The sequence below is a fragment of the Sphingobium sp. KKT206 genome, assembly GCF_055640555.1.
Genome location: NZ_CM145764.1, coordinates 2,659,208 through 2,676,205, shown reverse-complemented (window position 1 = coordinate 2,676,205; position 16,998 = coordinate 2,659,208). Strand labels below are relative to the sequence as shown.

General features: G+C 61.2%; 15 protein-coding genes. 7 read left to right on the top strand and 8 right to left on the bottom strand.

Annotated features, from left to right (window positions below; translation table 11 throughout):
• Window positions 1-150 precede the first annotated feature (150 nt).
• The 5 genes from ACZ2HM_RS12970 to ACZ2HM_RS12950 all read left to right on the top strand — a co-directional run bounded on the left by ACZ2HM_RS12970 (window position 151) and on the right by ACZ2HM_RS12950 (window position 6,123).
• Window positions 151-729, top strand: a complete 579-nt coding sequence (locus ACZ2HM_RS12970) for a DUF4142 domain-containing protein (RefSeq protein WP_235955309.1) — start codon at window positions 151-153, stop codon at window positions 727-729.
• 149 nt (window positions 730-878) lie between these two features.
• Window positions 879-1,352, top strand: coding sequence for a hypothetical protein (locus ACZ2HM_RS12965; protein WP_370569476.1), 474 nt, complete (start codon window positions 879-881; stop codon window positions 1,350-1,352).
• 568 nt (window positions 1,353-1,920) lie between these two features.
• A complete protein-coding gene (locus ACZ2HM_RS12960; protein ID WP_119750438.1) occupies window positions 1,921-3,069 on the top strand; it encodes an HlyD family secretion protein in 1,149 nt (382 codons plus the stop codon).
• Window positions 3,070-3,122: 53 nt separating this feature from the next.
• Complete coding sequence (locus ACZ2HM_RS12955; RefSeq protein ID WP_174827323.1) at window positions 3,123-4,628, top strand: MDR family MFS transporter; 1,506 nt, start codon at window positions 3,123-3,125, stop codon at window positions 4,626-4,628.
• 7 nt (window positions 4,629-4,635) lie between these two features.
• Window positions 4,636-6,123, top strand: coding sequence for an efflux transporter outer membrane subunit (locus tag ACZ2HM_RS12950; protein ID WP_088189891.1), 1,488 nt, complete (start codon window positions 4,636-4,638; stop codon window positions 6,121-6,123).
• A 791-nt stretch (window positions 6,124-6,914) separates the two neighbouring features.
• Here ACZ2HM_RS12950 and ACZ2HM_RS12945 read toward each other — a convergent pair.
• From ACZ2HM_RS12945 to ACZ2HM_RS12925, 5 genes are read right to left on the bottom strand one after another with little or no spacing between them, the layout of a single operon-like run.
• Window positions 6,915-8,357, bottom strand: a complete 1,443-nt coding sequence (locus ACZ2HM_RS12945) for an efflux transporter outer membrane subunit (RefSeq protein WP_239019096.1) — start codon at window positions 8,355-8,357, stop codon at window positions 6,915-6,917.
• On the bottom strand, window positions 8,354-9,262 hold the full coding sequence (locus ACZ2HM_RS12940; RefSeq protein WP_086486394.1) for an HlyD family secretion protein: 909 nt from the start codon (window positions 9,260-9,262) through the stop codon (window positions 8,354-8,356). The genes ACZ2HM_RS12945 and ACZ2HM_RS12940 overlap by 4 nt, the downstream gene beginning before the upstream one ends.
• Window positions 9,263-9,272: 10 nt before the next feature.
• Complete coding sequence (locus tag ACZ2HM_RS12935; RefSeq protein WP_086486327.1) at window positions 9,273-9,485, bottom strand: DUF1656 domain-containing protein; 213 nt, start codon at window positions 9,483-9,485, stop codon at window positions 9,273-9,275.
• Window positions 9,482-10,816 carry an FUSC family protein gene (locus tag ACZ2HM_RS12930; protein ID WP_185705174.1) on the bottom strand — a complete coding sequence of 445 codons (1,335 nt, stop codon included), beginning with the start codon at window positions 10,814-10,816 and terminating at the stop codon, window positions 9,482-9,484. The genes ACZ2HM_RS12935 and ACZ2HM_RS12930 overlap by 4 nt, the downstream gene beginning before the upstream one ends.
• Entirely contained in the window at window positions 10,797-11,018 is a 222-nt protein-coding gene (locus ACZ2HM_RS12925) for a winged helix-turn-helix domain-containing protein (RefSeq protein WP_254908173.1), read from the bottom strand. The genes ACZ2HM_RS12930 and ACZ2HM_RS12925 overlap by 20 nt, the downstream gene beginning before the upstream one ends.
• Window positions 11,019-11,074: 56 nt before the next feature.
• Here ACZ2HM_RS12925 and ACZ2HM_RS12920 point away from each other — a divergent pair, with 56 nt between their 5' ends.
• Window positions 11,075-11,509: a cation-translocating P-type ATPase gene (locus tag ACZ2HM_RS12920; protein ID WP_165418760.1), complete on the top strand. Its 435-nt coding sequence runs from the start codon at window positions 11,075-11,077 to the stop codon at window positions 11,507-11,509.
• 69 nt (window positions 11,510-11,578) lie between these two features.
• Here the strand turns inward: ACZ2HM_RS12920 and ACZ2HM_RS12915 are convergent, their stop codons facing one another.
• From ACZ2HM_RS12915 to pgeF, 3 genes are all read right to left on the bottom strand, one after another.
• Entirely contained in the window at window positions 11,579-12,583 is a 1,005-nt protein-coding gene (locus tag ACZ2HM_RS12915; protein ID WP_086486392.1) for an IS30 family transposase, read from the bottom strand.
• Window positions 12,584-12,729: 146 nt separating this feature from the next.
• A protein-coding gene (locus ACZ2HM_RS12910) for an IS3 family transposase (RefSeq protein WP_119744648.1) occupies window positions 12,730-13,931 on the bottom strand; the annotation gives its coding sequence in 2 pieces (ribosomal slippage) (window positions 12,730-13,626 and window positions 13,629-13,931; 1,200 coding nt in all).
• Window positions 13,932-14,446: 515 nt separating this feature from the next.
• A complete protein-coding gene (pgeF, locus tag ACZ2HM_RS12905; protein ID WP_470425394.1) occupies window positions 14,447-15,208 on the bottom strand; it encodes a peptidoglycan editing factor PgeF in 762 nt (253 codons plus the stop codon).
• Window positions 15,209-15,357: 149 nt separating this feature from the next.
• Between pgeF and ACZ2HM_RS12900 the strand changes: the two genes are divergently transcribed.
• Window positions 15,358-16,941, top strand: coding sequence for an amino acid permease (locus tag ACZ2HM_RS12900; protein ID WP_333974131.1), 1,584 nt, complete (start codon window positions 15,358-15,360; stop codon window positions 16,939-16,941).
• Window positions 16,942-16,998: the final 57 nt, after the last annotated feature.

Sequence of the window (16,998 nt, the reverse complement as noted above, 5' to 3'; positions counted from 1 at the left end):
TTTCGATTTAAGTGACACTCATTTGACAATTTAATTTATGCAATGCGGGCGATGGTGGAACGATTATCCAACAGCATCGTTACGACGTCGTCACGCTTAACGTGATGCGGCCACTTGACCGCTAGAAATCTATTCTACGGAGAAGGTATTATGCTGAAAGTCATTATGGCCGCAGGCGCGCTAGCGCTTTCAGGTTCAGGGGCTCTCGCCCAAGCTGTTTCACCAACAAACACAGGTTCAATGTCGAGCATGGATACCGGCACAACACCGATAGCTGGACAGAATGAGCCAGCCTTTGTGATGGCTGCATCGGATGCGAACCTCTATCAAATAAAAGCAGCGCAGTTCGCCGTGACCAAGGCTCAGCGTGACGATGTGAAGGCTTTTGCCAAACGTGTTCAGACCGAAGCGCAAATCGCGCAGAAAGCACTCATGGCCGCGCTGCGCAACGATCAGCGGACAATAAAAGCGCCATCGTCATCGCTTTCCTCCGACAGAGCCGCACTCGTGAAGCTGCTCCAGAAGACGCCGCGCGGCAGCTTCGATAATCTTTATCTATCCCAGTCCGCCCAAGTACTACAGGCGGCATGGGCCATCAACAAAGGCTATGCGCAAGACGGCACCGACCCAGCCTTGAAGCAAGTCGCGGGAACCGCCGTTCCCACACTTGAGCAGGAACTCACCAATGGGAAGGCACTTCTTCCTTCAGCATTGACCGGCGGTCAATGATCATAGTGGCGCCCGTTCTTCACGGGCGCCACTCAATATGATCGTCATGCCCTGGCGGGCAGCCGCTGTTATTTCAAGCGCGGTAACAGCGAACGCCACAGCGGTCGTGTTTATGCTTTCAACCTTGTCGTCAGGATATTGGGCGGATGATGATACTTGTTTTTGCCATGGCGGCTCTTGCACAAACCCCCGAGCAACCCGCCAGAAAAGATGAGACAGTTGACCGCGGTCGGGAAATCGTCACGCAGCCGGCGAAAGATATTGGCGCGGCCAAAACCGAAATTCCAGCTATTCTGGAAAGAGCGCAAGAAAATCCATATGGTCTCGTCGGCTTGAAATCCTGTGCGCAGATCAAGGCCGCAACTACGGAGCTCGATAGCGTCCTCGGACCTGATTTTGCGGTCGGCAACAACAAAAAAGAGAACAGGGCTGGTCGGCTGGCCGAGGCTGGAGGGAAAACTATTGTTAACACAATCATACCGTTTCGGGGCTTAGTTCGGGAGATTTCGGGCGCAGCTCCGGCCGAAAGACGCCTGGCGGCAGCGATTGACGCCGGCTTCGCACGCCGCGGCTTTCTTCGTGGAACAGCGCTCGCGCGGCGCTGTCCGGGGAGCAAAAATTAGCGACGAAAGCTGACGCTATTGAATTCGACGCCTCTGTGTGAGGCTGCGCATTATCTCTTGAACTATGGCATTGCAGGGTAATGGGCCGGGGCGAGAATAACGAAAAGCTACTCGGGCCAGAAACAACCTATATTATTGCTTCCATGCAAGGTGACGGCGGCGCAACCGATCAAAGTGCCGGGTCACCTTTCGTGTGACCCTGGCTGATATCACCATAGGCCACAATTGTGGGGATTGAAACGGGACACCAATTCGAGGCTCACTTCTTAACGACCGCCCGATCGGCAAAGTAATTTTTCGCGTCGGAGTGCTCGGCATCACGCGCCATCAGTTTCTGTGTTGTGCACCAGCCTAGCAAACCGCTCCTCGGTATCTTTTGATTCTTGCTTGAAGTTTGGGGGAGCTACAGCCTGATATGCGGCTTAGGTGTAGGACCGGTCCAGCGGCGGCGGGCAAGGAGCGGGTTATCTCTGCGTAATGCTGAGGTTCCATATAATATGCAATTGCCGATCACTCCTTAATGCTGCAAGACAGAACCACACCGCGCAACATTGGGATTGTAATTTATATGGCGGACAAGTCGGCCACTGTTTCGTCGGATTCTGAGAGCCTCGGCGAATCTGCGGTGTCGCCGCTTAAATCGCCGCGCGTTCGCCTCGCGATGCTCATTGGCGCGATCCTGCTGCTCATCGGTGGCTTTGTCTGGTACTTGGATCATCAGAACCGGGGCCGATACATGCAGGTGACCGACAACGCCTATGTTGCGGCAGATTCCGTCATCACAGCGCCCAAGATCGCCGGATATGTTGAACGGGTGTTCGTTATCGAGAATCAGACGGTTCGGCAGGGGCAGTCTCTGGCTGAACTCGATCCCCGCGAATATCGGGCGCAGACCGAACAGATTGCCAGCCAGATCGAAACGGCAACGGCTGCGGGGGATACGACGCGCTCTCAGATTTCCGAACAGCAGGCAACCATAGCGCAAGCGCAAGCCCAGCTCAACGCGGCGCGCGCCGAGGCTGCTTTCGCCGCACAGCAGGTTACGCGATATCAGCCGCTTGCCGCATCAGGCGCTGAGCCAGGGGAGCGTTTCGCGCAGCTTCAGACGCAGGCACGACAAGCTCGCGAGCGAACCAATGCTGCGCAGGCGGCGCTGATCGCCGCGCAACGGCGTGTCGGTACACTGGGCGCGCAGGTGCGTCAGGCCCAGTCGCAAGCAGAGGCCGCGCGTGCCCAACTCAAGGTAGCGCGCGTCAACGTCGAATCGACAGTGCTCAAGGCTGCAATCAATGGCCGTGTGGGCGATCTGGCTGTCCGTGTCGGGCAATTCGTGCAGCCCGGCACACGCATGATGACACTGGTTCCTGTCGATCGATTGTTCATTGAGGCGAACTTCAAGGAAACTCAACTGGGGCTTATGCGCGTCGGCCAGCCTGTTGGCATCGAAATCGATGCGCTCCCTGGCGTCGAACTGACCGGGCGTATTGCCAGTGTCGCTCCTGGCACGGGCGCCCAATTCTCGGTGCTCCCCCCCCAGAATGCGACCGGAAACTTCACAAAGATCGTACAGCGCGTGCCTGTACGCATTGCAATCGATGCTCCTCTCGAAGTGCGCACGCTCCTTGTGCCGGGAATGTCGGTTGGAGTAACGGTCGATACGCGTTCAGCCAGAGGAGAGATGGATCGACTCCGTCAGGCCGTAAGCCGGAAGCGTTGACAGTGGTCACGGTCACAGCATCTCCAGACGCAGCTCGTTCCGCGCGTGCGGACTTGACCGCTTGGATCGCTGTTGCTGCCGGCTCGCTCGGCGCACTGCTGGCGACCCTCGACATCTCGATCGTCAACTCGGCACTGCCAACGATCCAAGGCGAAATCGGAGCAACCGGCACTGAGGGAACGTGGATCGCCACCGCCTTTCTCGTTGCCGAGATCGTCGTCATTCCGCTGAGCGCCTGGCTGGAACGGCTTTTGGGACTGAGAACCCTCCTTCTCATTTCCGTGACTGCCTTTACCGGGTTCTCCATCCTATGCGGCATCGCCACCGACCTTATGACGATGATCATCGGACGAACCGGGCAGGGCCTTATGGGAGGGCTGCTGATACCCACCGCCATGACGATTGTCGCAAAGCGACTCCCGCCATCCCAGCAGCCCATCGGGATGGCCCTTTTCGGAATGACCGTAATCTTGGGACCCGTTCTTGGCCCCTTGCTCGGTGGCTGGCTGACGGAAAATTTGAGCTGGCACTATGCCTTCTTCGTCAATGTTCCGGTCTGCGGGATACTCCTCTTGCTCCTGTTGCTCGGACTGCCGCACGAACGTACGAATTGGGTCTATCTTCGCGAGGCCGACTGGTTGGGTATTATAGGCCTGATCCTTGGCCTTGGAGGACTGACGATCGTGCTCGAGGAGGGGCACCGTGAAGACTGGTTCGAATCGACGCTTATCATCCGGCTGACGTTTATAACCGTAGCAGGGTTTGTGATGTTGGCGATCGGACAGATCTGGGCAGCAAAGCCCGTCCTTAAGCTGCGAATCGTCATGAGCAGACAGTTCGGCAGCGTCGTTATCATGGCGCTAGCGCTGGGCATGGTGATGTACGGATCGACCTTCGTCATCCCGCAGTTCCTGTCGCTTATCGCCGACTATAATGCCCTCGAGACCGGACAGGTCATCTTTCTCATGGGCGTTCCTGCCTTCTTTGTGATGCCGTTCGTGCCGTTTCTGATGCGGGTTGTCGACATCAGGCTGGCCGTTGGCGCTGGCCTCGCGCTTATGGCTGCTAGCTGCTTTGTGAACACCAGTCTCACGGTGGAATCCGCAGGCGAAGCCTTTACTACCGGTCAGCTGCTGCGCGGGGTGGGGATGATCTTTGTCATGCTGTTTCTGAACCAGGCCGCCATTACCTCAGTCAGCAAGGAGGATGCTGGAGATGCCTCAGGCATCTTCAATGCTGCGCGAAACCTCGGTGGCTCATTCGCTCTGGCGGCCCTGACGTCGTTCCAGGACCAGCGTATGTCACTCCACAGCCAACGGATGGAGGAAACCCTGTGGGCAAACAATCCAAGCGTGCAGGAGTATATCGCGGGGATGTCTCATACTCTGGGAAATATGGACGCGGGCCTTCAGTCGCTCGCTGGCACAATTCAGCAGCAGGCGTTCGTCATGACCTATAACGACATATTCTTGACGATGGCGGTAGCGACTTTTGTGACGCTTCCGTTCGTGTTTTTCCTTCGCCCGCTCCCCAAGGGGATGTCGCTGACGATGCATTGAGGTGGTAATGGCAAAGTTAAGTGGTCTCATCCTTCCGCTGCTCCTTGGTGGATGTGTGGTCGGCCCGGACTATTCCGGACCACCAGAGCTCGGCCAAGCCGCGCCGCGGCCGACATTCGTTCGTCAACCAGCGGATGCGTCGACCAGCGAGCCCGAACTCGCCGAATGGTGGACGACGCTGCAAGATCCGGTTCTCGATGAGCTCGAGCGGCGCACTCTTGTCGCGAATCCCTCGATTGATGTTGTGCAGGCCCGACTTCGCCAAGCCCGTGGGTCTGTACGCCAGGAGCGAGCAAACCGCCTGCCGACGGCTGGTGCTCAGGGCGCGGCCATATTTGCTGATCTTCCCGGGATCGATCTCCAGGCCAGTCAAGGAAGTACTCTACCCACACCTGTTCCGGCACCTTCATCCGCCCAGGATGCGGACACGTCTCTGCGTTTCTACAACCTTGGTCTGAACGCAAACTGGGAAATAGATCTCGCGGGCGGGCAGGTGCGAAAAATCGAAGCGGCAAACGCGCTGGCGGCCGCAGCGGCGTATAATGTTGCAGACGCAAAGGTTCAGCTCAGCGCTGAAGTCGCGCAGACCTATACCAATCTTCGTGACCGGCAGCAGCGCGCCGCTGCTTTTCGGGGAGGTCTCGACCTTCAGCGCCAGCAACTCGCCCTAGCCCGGCAGCGTTTCGGGCAAGGCACAATCCCGGCCTTCACTGTCGGCCAAGCGAACCGCGCGGTTCAGGCCACGATCAGCGATCTCGCCGCGGCCGATGCTGAGATCGAAATATATATGAATGCGCTAGCGGTTCTCGCCGGTGAAGCGCCGGGATCTCTCGATCCGCTATTGACGCCACGGCGCGATATCCCGATCCCCCCTGCGCGGGTGTCGATCGGAGACCCTTCGGCGCTCATGCGCCGTCGTCCCGACATCCGCGCTGCGGAGCGCAATCTCGCCGCCACAACCTCCCGGATAGGGGTCGCGGAAGCAGCTCGTTTTCCGAAAATCAGCTTCATGGGGATTCTCGGGATTGGCGGCACGTCCATCGGAGACCTGGTAGATCTGGGCAATATTTCCAACATCGCCGTCCCTCAGCTGCAATGGGGCTTGCTCGATTTTGGACGAACGTCAGCGGCGATAGCGCAGGCACGCTCTGGTCGCGATGAAGCCGAGGCACAATATAGGCAGGTAGTGCTCGGCGCGCTTGAGGACGCGGAGACGTCGCTTGCGCGCTTTGCACAGCAAAGGCGAAACGTCGCCGCATTTGCCGAAATCAAGCGGTCCGCAGATGAAGCGGCAACGCTGATGCGGCAGCGCTATGCGCGGCAGGTCATTTCGAGAGGCGACACTCTTGAGGCTGACCGCCAGCAGCGGCTTGCAGAGGCAAACCTGCACAGTGCGGTTGCGGCCCTCACCGCCAGCTATGTTGCCATACAGAAGTCGCTTGGACTGGGATGGACAGAAGCTGGGAGTCAAGCTTCAGCCCTTATGAGCAAATAATGATGGTATCTGTCCGGACTTGCCAATACAAGAATCGGCGGCCCTGCCCACCGCCAATGATGACTTTTGGCACAGGGCAACCCGCCTGTTCGGCATCCATCCTGCTGCCCTTGCGATTATACAGAGTTTCGCGGGGTAACGCGCCCCGGGGCGATTGCGATGTCTTTGACGGGGGTTGCCCCCGATAGGATGAAATACGGATTCACGACCGCATAGCCGGACGCAACATCGGACCGGAGACAACCACAGAGCAGTTTATCGGCCTCGACGTGTGATTGAATAGAATTTCTGTCCGACGAAGATCTATCCCGCGGGGAGTTGTCCTGACCGCGTATACGACCTTGTACCCGACAGACGGCATCACCCGCAGGCAGAAGATGGGGCCGCTTGTAAAACCAGCCAAGCTTACGACCTCACAACCATAGATCGACGAAGATCGAAATTGCCTTGACCGTGATGCGATTAAACAACCCACAAGTGCATCATTGGCGAGCATCGTGCCGAATTGGATATCCATGAGGCGAGACCAACCCCACCACATGATCAGGCTGCCGGGTGCCGAACACGCGCTTCGGCGATATCATTCGACGGGTTGGAGAACGGCGCCCGTCAAATCAGTTGATCGAGCAGCGGATCGTTCAATTCCCGCCACCATGGCGTCAGTTGCGGCGTGGAGGGGCACCGGGACCTGATCCGTCAGCACAAAGGATACCTATCGAGGCGGGGCTGCTCCTCTGTAATTCGGCCCCATCAAACATCCGCGGAGCGTACGCCTCGCGAAGGCTCGGTCATCATGGCCCCGCCATCCCTCCTTCCCAGCCGCCGCCGAGCGCAAGGAACAGCCGAACGCGATCCGAGGCGATGGACGCATCCGAGGCCGCCAGCGCCGCTTCGGTTGTGGCAAGGCTTCGCTGCGCGTCGAGCAGTTCAAGGCCTGTTCCAAGACCGCCCCCGGTTATCCGGGCCTGGAGCCCGGAAGCCCTCCGGCTCTCTTCGCGCGCGCGCCTGAGCTTTGCATTCTGGTCCAGATCACGGGCATAGGTGCTGAGGACCGTCTCGGTTTCGCGGAGAGCTGCGAGGACGCTGCCGTCAAATGCCGCCAGCGTCGCGCGCGCCGCTGCATCGCTTTCCGCGATCCGCGCCCTGGCGACGCGTCGGTTCGGGAAGGACCACGAGATGAGCGGGCCGAAGCTGAACCGCAACGCCGAATCGTCGACCAGCCCGCCCACGCTCCGCGAGGTCGTGCCGAGCGATGCGCCGAGGCTGACGCTCGGATAGAGGTCCGCCGTCGCCACTCCGATGCGCGCCGTCGCAGCCGCGAGCCGGCGTTCAGCTTCGCGGATGTCAGGCCGGCGCCGGATCAGCGCCATACCGTCGCCAATCGGCAGGGGGCGGTCGACGGAAGGGATGATCCGGCAGGTCGCGAGATTGGGCGGATAATCTTCGGGCGTCCGGCCGAGCAGCACGGCAAGACTGAATAGTGCAGCTTTGCGGCCTGCCTCGATCGGCGGCAGCGCTGCCTCGAGCTGAGCCAGGAGCGCGCGCGAGCGGGTGGCGTCGAGGTGCGTGTAGAGGCCGGCGCGCACGCCTCTTTCGGTGAGGGCGAGGCTTTGCCGCTGCAGTTCGACCGAATGGCGCGCAACGGTCATCCGCGCGCCGGCCGCGCAGGCATCTCCATAGGCGCCGACCACTCCGGCCACGACCGTCGTGCGCGCAAGGTCATAGGCGGCGGCCTGCGCTTCCGCATCGGCCTGCGCGGCTTCGATCGTGCGCCGAATCCGGCCCACGACGTCGAGTTCATAGGATATGCCGACGCCGGCGTCGAATGTCGCATGGGTCCCGTTGGGCGAGCCGAGACCGAGATTGGACGGCTCGCCCACCGATACGCCGCCCGCCGTGGAAGTCTGGACGCCCGCGCCGGCCTCGACCTCCTGGACAATCGCGCGCGCGCGTTCGAGATTGGCCGCCGCGACCCTGAGGTCGGTGTTTGCCTCGATCGCTTCCTGGACCAGCGCATCGAACTGGGGAATAGCGTAGAGGCGCCACCAGCGCTGGGGCAAGGGTTCAGCCGAATAGGCGGGCGATTTTCCTTCGGCAAAGCTTGCGGGCCGATCCGAGATGCCTGCGGGCAAGGGCGGCGCCCGATAGCTGGGGCCGACCGTGCCACAGCCAGCGAGCATCAGCGCGCCCATCAGTCCGAGCGGCCTTTTCGTTCCGACGCGCCCCATCGTCATTCGCTCCGGCCGGGGCCGAGCGCATTTTCCGCGCCATTGAGCGTCACGGTGACCGTCCGGCCCGCGATCAGATCGATGCCGGGCGGCACCTTGTCGATGGCGATCCGCACGGGGATGCGCTGGGCAAGACGGACCCAGCTGAAGGTGGGATTGACATTCGCGAGTAGCGTTCCGGACGCGGTCGTCCGTTCGCGATCGTCAATGCCCGCCGATCGGCCTTCAACATGGCCAGAAAGCGGCCTATCCTCGCCCATTACCCGGATCGTGACGCGGACGCCGGGGCGGATGTGCGAAAGCTTCGTCTCCTCGAAATAGCCGGCAACGTAGTAGCTGTCGGAATCGACCAGCGTCATCACGGGCTGCCCGGCGGTGGCATAGGCGCCGGGGCGGAGCGAGAAATTGGTGACGATGCCGTTGACCGGCGCACGCACCTCGGCGCGCGCCAGATTGATGCGGGCGAGATCGCGATCAGCGATCGCCTGGGCATAGCGTGCGCGGGCCTCCTCGGCGGTGGAGCGGCGGTCGTCACGTTGCTGCCCCGAGACGATATCAGAGAGGGCCTGATAGCGGCGGTTCTCCCGTTCGGCGGCGTTCAACGTTGCCCGTGCCGTGGCGACAGCGGCCTCGGCCTGCTCAACGGCATTGCGCAGCCGAACATGGTCGATGGTAAACAGGATGTCGCCGCGCCTGACCACCTGGTTGTCGCGAACGTGGACCTGCTCGACCCGGCCCGACACGTCTGCCGCGAGAGGGACCACATCCGCCCTGATCTTCCCGTCGCGCGTCTGTGGCGCGTAGGTGTAGTAATTATAGAGGTGCCAGAAGACGAACACGCCCGCACCCACCACCAGCAGGGTGAGCAAGGGCTTGAGCAGGCGGAGGAGGGTATCGCGATCTAGGGTCATGGCGGGCACTTCAGGATGCGGTGACAAGGCGTAGAGCCAGAAAGGCGGTGCCGGTCAGGATGAGGAGCAGGGCGGTGTCGAACAGCGGGCGCTGCCAGACGAGGCGGTAGAAGCTGATGGACTCGAGCACCCGCGACAGCAGCAGGCGCATCGCGAAGCCGAGGATCGCGCAGAGGAGCAGCGGCGAAACGAACACGCCCGCGATGTCGATTTCGCCGATCATGTCGCCGGTACCCAGGCCGGCGCGCGCTCGAACAGGGCGATGCGCAGACCCGCTAAGGCATGAATGGCGCGGTCGGGGCGAGCGCCGGGCGAACCATCTCCCGGCCAGAGCGCATCAAGTGCTTCGTCGATGAGCGCGAGCAGACGGGACGACGGCTGCGGTTTGTCGAACTCGCTGCGGAGTTGATCGAGAACCCGATCCGTCGCCTGCCGCCCATCGGCGGGAAGCGCGTTGCCCATCGAGCGCAGGTCGGCGACGTTCGCGCCGACCCGCAGCCGGATGAGCAGGCCGGCGCTCCGCTCGATCTGCCCGGCTGCGGCAAGGCGCGCCGTCACCACCGAAATGCGGTCGAGCGCCCGCTGGACATAGCTGTCCCGCAACCGTCGGCTGGGCGACCGGCTCAGCCGCGCGATCTCGCGCGCTTCGATGCGGAGGACGCGCTGAAGCTGATGCTGCACGCCCCAGGTACGGAACAGGCCGGCGCCGAGAATGGCGGTGAATATGCCCAGCATGCTGGCGACGCTCGCCTCGACGAAGGTTCCGAAATCGGGCGGCGAATAATGGCCCTGGAGATTGATGTTGCTGAGCCCGAAAGCGAGGAGCAGCGTCGCCATCGGACTGACGGCCGCCCAGACGCCCAGCGGCAGCATGAACAGGCCCATCATCATCGCAAAGGTCGCGAAATCGGCAGCGAGCGGGAGCAGGCCATAGCACAGGATCCCCGCCAGCAGGGTCGCTAGCAGGGCGAAACGCGCGAACATTCCGATCGCTCGGCCAGGCTCGTCGCCGCCGCCGAAGAAGGCCAGCGCTATAGTGCTGAACAGGACGGCGTTCGCGCCCTGATGCCAGCCCGTCGCATACCAGAGCCCGCAGAGGAGGGCGTAGGTTACGAGGATTCCCGCCGCGATCCGGGCAGCGTGATCAATGTCGGGGTTGAGCGGAAACGCCCGCGTCTCGCTGACTGTTCGCGCGAGCGCGGGCGCAAGCTTCGCCTTTCCGCTCAACGCCGCCTCGATCCGCGAGACTTCGCTCCAGAGCGTCAGCATTTCGGTCAGCATGTCGGCCAGCGCATCATGAATGAGCTGCTGCCACGCGCGCGCATCACTGGCATCGAGCGGAAGCGAGCGCACGGCATCGGCCAGATCGGGTGGCGGTTCCGTACCGGCATCGAGATGGGCCCTGGCCGTGGCGAGAGAGGGTCGGAGGGCCAAGCGCTCCGCTTCGCCAAGGCCCGCGATGCGGCTGCCGATCGCGGAAAGGAGCGGGACCATGCGCAGCAGGCGTTGCTGGATCGCGAGCGCGTGCCGCAGGTCATCGCGATGGATCACCACGCACCGTTTCGATGCGGGTCCGGCCGAGTTTCGCACGGAGCTTGTGGATGTGTACCTCCACCGCGTTGCTTTCGATTTCCTCCTGCCAGCCGTAGATGCGATCTTCCAGCTGACTGCGCGACAGGACGTGCCCTGGGCGCTCGGCCAAAGCATGCAGGATCGCAAACTCCCGGCGAGAGACGGCGATTTCCTTGCCATCCAAGGCCACTGATCTACGCGCTTCGCTGATTATCAGCGCACCCAGTTCCAGATCGCCGCTTGCCCGCCCACTGGCTCGAGGTGGGACTGAAATCCGGCGAAGTCCTGTCGGAGTGCACTCCGGGCGCCAAGGCCGATTTGGTGCGGACTTTGCCATGGCCGGTGCTGTTCATCGGCGACGGAGTCAACGATGCGCCGGCGCTTGCTGCGGCAGATTGCGGGATCGTTGTCGCGCGCGCCCATCCTGCGGCGGCTTCCAGTGCAGCCGTTTCCTTCCTTTCGGGAGGGGTGGAACAACTTGCGATCACCCTGTCGATCGCCCGGCGTTATCAGCGGATCTCAAGACAAAACATCTTGACTGCAATCGGCTACAATATGATTGCCGTACCAACCGCGCTCCTTGGAGGTTTGTCTCCTGTTACGGCGGCCGTTGCAATGTCCGCAAGCTCGATACTGGCTCTCGCAAACGCTGCCCGATGGGCGGTTTCGATTTGAAGCGCGACATCCATGGGATGCGTAGCATTTCATCCAGGGTGGGGCGAGCCCCACCCTGGATGGCAAAATCTATCGGGCCTTGAGGAGCTTGATTTGCTCTCCCAGAACGTCATGCGGGGTGCGATAGTTCAGGCATTTGCGAGGGGTGCTGTTGATGCGATCAGCAACGGCCTCGATTTCCTTATCCGATAGCAATGCCAGGTCCGTGTCAGACGGCAGGAAGCGCCGTATGCGACCGTTGCTGTTTTCCACGCTGCCCTTTTGCCAGGGTGCCGATGGCAGGCAGAAATAGCTCGTCATCGCGAGTTTCTTCTGGAGTGTCGCAAAGGCAGCAAATTCCGTTCCCCGGTCAAAGGTGATGCTCTGACGCAGGGAAGGGGGCAGCATGTGCAAGTGGTGCTGGATTCCCGACATGACGCCGGCGGAATGCCGACTGGGATTGCGGGCGAGGATAGTAAACCGGCTGCGGCGCTCGACTAACGAGGTGAGGTTGGCTTTGCCATATTCCAACCTGAAGATCATCAGGTCGCCTTCCCAATGACCAAAGCTGCTGCGATTACCGATTTCGGAAGGGCGTTTGCCAATGGTGTTGACCAAGGGAATATGCAGACCGCGGGGCTTACGCGCATAGCGTTGACGTCGAGATCGACGGGCAACAGGCAAAAGGCGCCACAGGCCTTGGCTTCGTCCGTCCGGCCCATAGACGAACTGGTAGATGGTCTCATGACAGACGGCTTCACGAATACCGCGATGGCGCCGAAGATATCCCGCAATCTGCTCGGGCGACCAAGCTGCTGACAAGCGGTCGGCGATATAGGCGGCAAGCTCGGGCTTTCGGGCAATCTTGCCACCACGCACCCGGCGCCTGTCCGCCATCGTTTGTGCGGCGGTCGGAAAATAGCCACGAAACATTGGCTCGTCATCGAGATGCCGGTTGCGTTTGAGCTCACGATAGATGGTCGAACGATGTCGCTGCAGCGCCGCTGCTATCTGCTGCACGGACCGCCCGGTTGCAGCCAATTGATAAATCTGTCGCCGCTCGTCCAAACCCAGATGCTGATAGCCGTTCATCATGTGCCTTCCTGGAAAAGGGATCAAACCCCTATAAATCCTAGGATTTCGCACTTCGATCTAGAATCCACCATGAGAAAAATTCCGGCGCGATAATAATAGGTATGTTAAATTGTTTAGGAGCGTGCCCTGTATGGTGTTGTTGCCCCCTAAAGGCCGGACAGTTCCTCACGGGTTGAACGTTCGATAAACTCTCTTGGCGATCTGTAGCCTAGAGCGCGATGCGGATGCACGCCATTATAGTGGTCGAGCCATTTTGGCAGCTGGTCGATGACGGCCTGTGCGTTGGGTAGCGGGCTGACGCGGGCGTAGTCTCGTTTGAGGGTCCGGACGAAAGCCTCGGCCATTCCGTTGCTCTGCGGACTTTCGACCGGCGTGGTGCGTGGTGCCAGGCCGATGTCGCGCGCGAAGCGCCTTGTATCTTGGGCAGTGTAGCAGCTGCCGTTATCAGTCAGCCATTCGATGGTGTGGGGCAGCTTGTTCACCTGGCCGAAGCGATGCTCGACGGTGGCAACCATGAGGTCGCGCACGTCCTCGGCGGTGATGCCGCCGGTAGTGGCCACATATCCCATCGCCTCCCGGTCGCAGCAGTCGAGGGCCAAGGCGACGCGGACCTTCTCGCCATTGTCGCAGCCGATCTCGAGGCCGTCCGAACACCAGCGTGTATTGCGAGTGACGACGGCGATCTTGCCGTCATGCCGGCGTTCCTCGCGGCGTCCGGCGTGGCGCTGGAGCAGTAAGCCATGCAGCTTCATGACTCGGTAGACGCGCTTTGGATTGGGCGCTGCGCGCCCGTTTTTTTCCGCCTCGCGGCGCAGCAGGGCATGCACGCGCCGATAGCCATAGGTTGGCAGGTCGGCGATCAGCCTGCGGATATCGGCGGCGAGTTCGGCGTCGGGCAAGGGCGGCCGCCCGCGACGCCGTCGTTCTGCTGGTCGTTGCATTGCGGAGAGATGCGGTCGTGACATGCCGACGGCATTTGCAACCCCGCTCACCGTCCACCCTCGGGCCACGAGGTCGAGCGCAACAGCTGTTTTTTTGGGCCTGCGGCCCGGGAGACAGCCTCGCGCAGCAGTTCGTTCTCCATCGTCTTCTTGCCGAGCAGGCGCTGCAGTTCGCGGACTTGCGCCTCAAGCGCGCGGTAGTCGGATGCGGCCACAACTTCCTCGCCGGCCGCAGCGGCTGTGAGTGCACCCTGAGTCATCAGCCGTCGCCAGGTGAATAGCTGGTTGCCCGCGATGCCATGGCGGCGGGCGACCAGCGACACCGAGTTCCCCGGCAAATAGGTCTCCTCAACGATGCGAATCTTCTCCTCGGGCGTCCAGCGCCGACGGCGCTGCACCGAGGTAATGACCTCTACGCGGTCATACGGTCAGGCATATGCATCACACTTCCATAAGTGTGAGGGCCTGTCAGGCGTTTTTGGGGGCTACTTCATATGGTGACGACATCACATTTCGGAACAATGTAGATGTTCGAATTCCCGGCACCTTTCGCCCAAGGGGATTTGAGTGAATGGAAATCTACCGGCGAGGCGTCACGACAATGTCTATGGGTCAATCGCTTGATAATTTCGACCGCCAAGTTTTCTTTGGCGAAAAGGGCAGATCGAAACTTATCAATCGCGTAGCCGTTACAAGCAAACACATCATGCATCGATGGGGACCGTGCGCGGGCCGCGGAACGGTCTGTGGAGTAAGTGTTCACAGTGATGTAAAACTTTGAATAATATTAAAAATATGGAACTTCGATCATATACGTGAGGATATTGGATGTCGGCTTCGGTTGTATCGCCCTCCCGCAACCAACATACAAAAACACAATACGCCCGCCCTCAAAGGCGGGCTTTTTTGCGTCTAGCCCTCATCACAAACCCAAACCAATCACCGATAGCTGACGGCCGTAATCCGCCTCACCCAGATGGCACGACCGCCGATAGCTGAAAAAGCGATCAGCCTGGCTGTACGTATCCTCATCGAGCAGTTCGACCCGACCAACGCCAGCGCCCGCCACGCGCGCCGCGACATAGGCCGCAATGTCGAACTGGCGATGTCCCGCACGCCCTTCCGAAAAGAAACGCTCGTTCGCCCCGTCCTCCGCCTCGAACCGCAGCGCAAAGGCATCGGTCACCTCATAGGAGGCCCGGCCAATACACGGCCCGATCGCGGCGACGATCGCGCCCCTGCCAGCGCCTAACGTCTCCATCGCCGCAATCGTCCGGTCGGTTACACCGCCAATGGCGCCCTTCCATCCGGCATGCGCAGCGCCCACGACTCCCGCGTCAGGATCGGCAAACAGCACTGGTACGCAATCCGCGGTCAATATGCCCAGCAACAGCCCAGGCCTGTCGGTCACAAGCGCATCGGCAGCAGGCCGAGCGTCATCTGCTACCGCCGCGTCAACCGTCACTACGTCCGCTGAATGAACCTGATGCACCGTCATCAGCGTCGATCCCGGCAGAACCGCGTCCCGCACCAGATCGCGATTGCGCCGCACCAGGGCAGGATCATCCTCCGATCCGAGCCCGACATTCGCGCCGGCATAGAGCCCGGTCGAACAGCCGCCGCGCCGACCAGCGAAGCCGTGCGGCATGTCTGCCAAACTCCGCGCCCGGATCACTTCAACCACGCTGTTCCCCTTATTCACTGCCGACATTCATGTCATCGCCACGCAACATACTTGCGCGGGACGATTTAGGCGATAGTCTCCCCTATCAGAGCATAGGGGGACGGGGCCACCGACCGCCCAGGCAAGATATCGATAAAAGGGTTTCATTGATGATATTCGGGCGGGTAAAATCTCTCGACGCCATATTGGCGACGGCCGAGAAGAAATCGCTGCATCGGTCGCTGGGTGCATTCCAGCTGACGATGTTGGGCATCGGCGCCGTGATCGGCACCGGCATTTTCGTGCTGACGGCCGAAGCCGCGCAAAAGGCGGGGCCGGGCATGATGCTCAGCTTCGTCATCGCCGGTTTCGTCTGCGCCGTGGCAGCCCTCTGCTATGCCGAAATGGCCGCCATGGTGCCGGTATCCGGTTCCGCCTACACCTATAGCTATGCCGTGATGGGCGAATTGATCGCCTGGATGGTCGGTTGGGCCTTGATCCTGGAATATGCCGTCGCGGCAGGCGCGGTATCGGTGGGCTGGTCCGGCTATGTCGTCGGCCTGATCGAACATACATTCGCGATGGATATCCCCGATCTCCTGACGCGCGGGCCCTTTGATGGCGGCATGGTCAACCTGCCTGCCATGCTGATCGCTGGCCTCGTCACCTGGCTGCTGGTCATCGGCACCAAGGAAAGCGCATCGGTCAATGCCGTTCTGGTGCTGATCAAGGTCGCCGCGCTCACGCTGTTCATCGTCCTGGCGCTGCCGGTCATGAACATGGAAAAATTCACCCCGTTCGCACCGCTTGGCTTCTCCGGCATATCGGCTGCGGCGGCCTCGATCTTCTTCGCCTATGTCGGTTTCGACGCCGTCTCCACCGCAGCAGAAGAAACCAAGAACCCGCAGCGCAACATGCCGATCGGCCTCATCGGCTCGCTCGCCATCTGCACCATTTTCTACATGCTGGTCGCCGCGGGCGTCATCGGCACGGTGGGCGCGCAGCCCGTCACCGAAGGGGGCATTCCGATCGCCCAGGGCGGCATCGCCCTCGCGCCCGGATCGACCGCCCTGTCGCAGCAATGCGCCGCCCTGGCCGCCGCTGGCACGGAAGCGGTCACCTGCTCGAAGGAAGCACTCGCCTGGACCTTGCGTGAAATCGGTTGGCCGCAAATCGGCAACCTGCTCGGCCTGGCCGCCGGCCTCGCTTTGCCGTCCGTCATCCTGATGATGATGTTCGGCCAGACCCGCATCTTCTTCGTCATGAGCCGTGACGGCCTGTTGCCTGCGATGTTCTCGAAGGTTCACCCGACCTACAAGACGCCTTATGTCATCACGATCATGACCGGCGTCTTCGTGGCGCTGTTCGCGGCCTTCTTCCCGGTCGGAATATTGGCGGACATCTCCAACTCCGGCACGCTCTTCGCTTTCGCCGCCGTGTCGATCGCGGTGATGATGCTGCGCCGGACCGACCCCAATCGTGCCCGCCCGTTCCGTACCCCGGCGATCCTGTTCACGGCGCCGGTCGCGATTGCGGGCTGCATGTATCTGTTCTGGAGCCTGGGCGTCGAAACCAAGCTGATGTTCGTTGGCTGGGCCACCCTCGGCCTCATCGTCTATTTCGCCTATAGCCGCAGCCGCAGTCATGTCGGACGCGGTAATGATGGGGATGTGCCGGAGCATGATGCGGGCATCCCGCCCCAACCCGTGCCGCCGCTACCCGGCGCGCATACGCCGGGCGGGCAGGACGCCTGATCGACCAACGAAAAAGGGGCGGGAAACCGCCCCTTTTTTTATGCCTGTCCGTCCATA

Excerpts from the sequence above, each read along its gene's own strand:
- ACZ2HM_RS12970 (WP_235955309.1), top strand. The coding sequence starts at position 151 with ATGCTGAAAGTCATTATGGCCGCAGGCGCGCTAGCGCTTTCAGGTTCA.
- ACZ2HM_RS12965 (WP_370569476.1), top strand. The coding sequence starts at position 879 with ATGATACTTGTTTTTGCCATGGCGGCTCTTGCACAAACCCCCGAGCAA.
- ACZ2HM_RS12960 (WP_119750438.1), top strand. The coding sequence starts at position 1,921 with ATGGCGGACAAGTCGGCCACTGTTTCGTCGGATTCTGAGAGCCTCGGC.
- ACZ2HM_RS12950 (WP_088189891.1), top strand. The coding sequence starts at position 4,636 with ATGGCAAAGTTAAGTGGTCTCATCCTTCCGCTGCTCCTTGGTGGATGT.
- ACZ2HM_RS12945 (WP_239019096.1), bottom strand. The coding sequence starts at position 8,357 with ATGACGATGGGGCGCGTCGGAACGAAAAGGCCGCTCGGACTGATGGGC.
- ACZ2HM_RS12940 (WP_086486394.1), bottom strand. The coding sequence starts at position 9,262 with ATGACCCTAGATCGCGATACCCTCCTCCGCCTGCTCAAGCCCTTGCTC.
- ACZ2HM_RS12935 (WP_086486327.1), bottom strand. The coding sequence starts at position 9,485 with ATGATCGGCGAAATCGACATCGCGGGCGTGTTCGTTTCGCCGCTGCTC.
- ACZ2HM_RS12915 (WP_086486392.1), bottom strand. The coding sequence starts at position 12,583 with ATGATGAACGGCTATCAGCATCTGGGTTTGGACGAGCGGCGACAGATT.
- ACZ2HM_RS12900 (WP_333974131.1), top strand. The coding sequence starts at position 15,358 with ATGATATTCGGGCGGGTAAAATCTCTCGACGCCATATTGGCGACGGCC.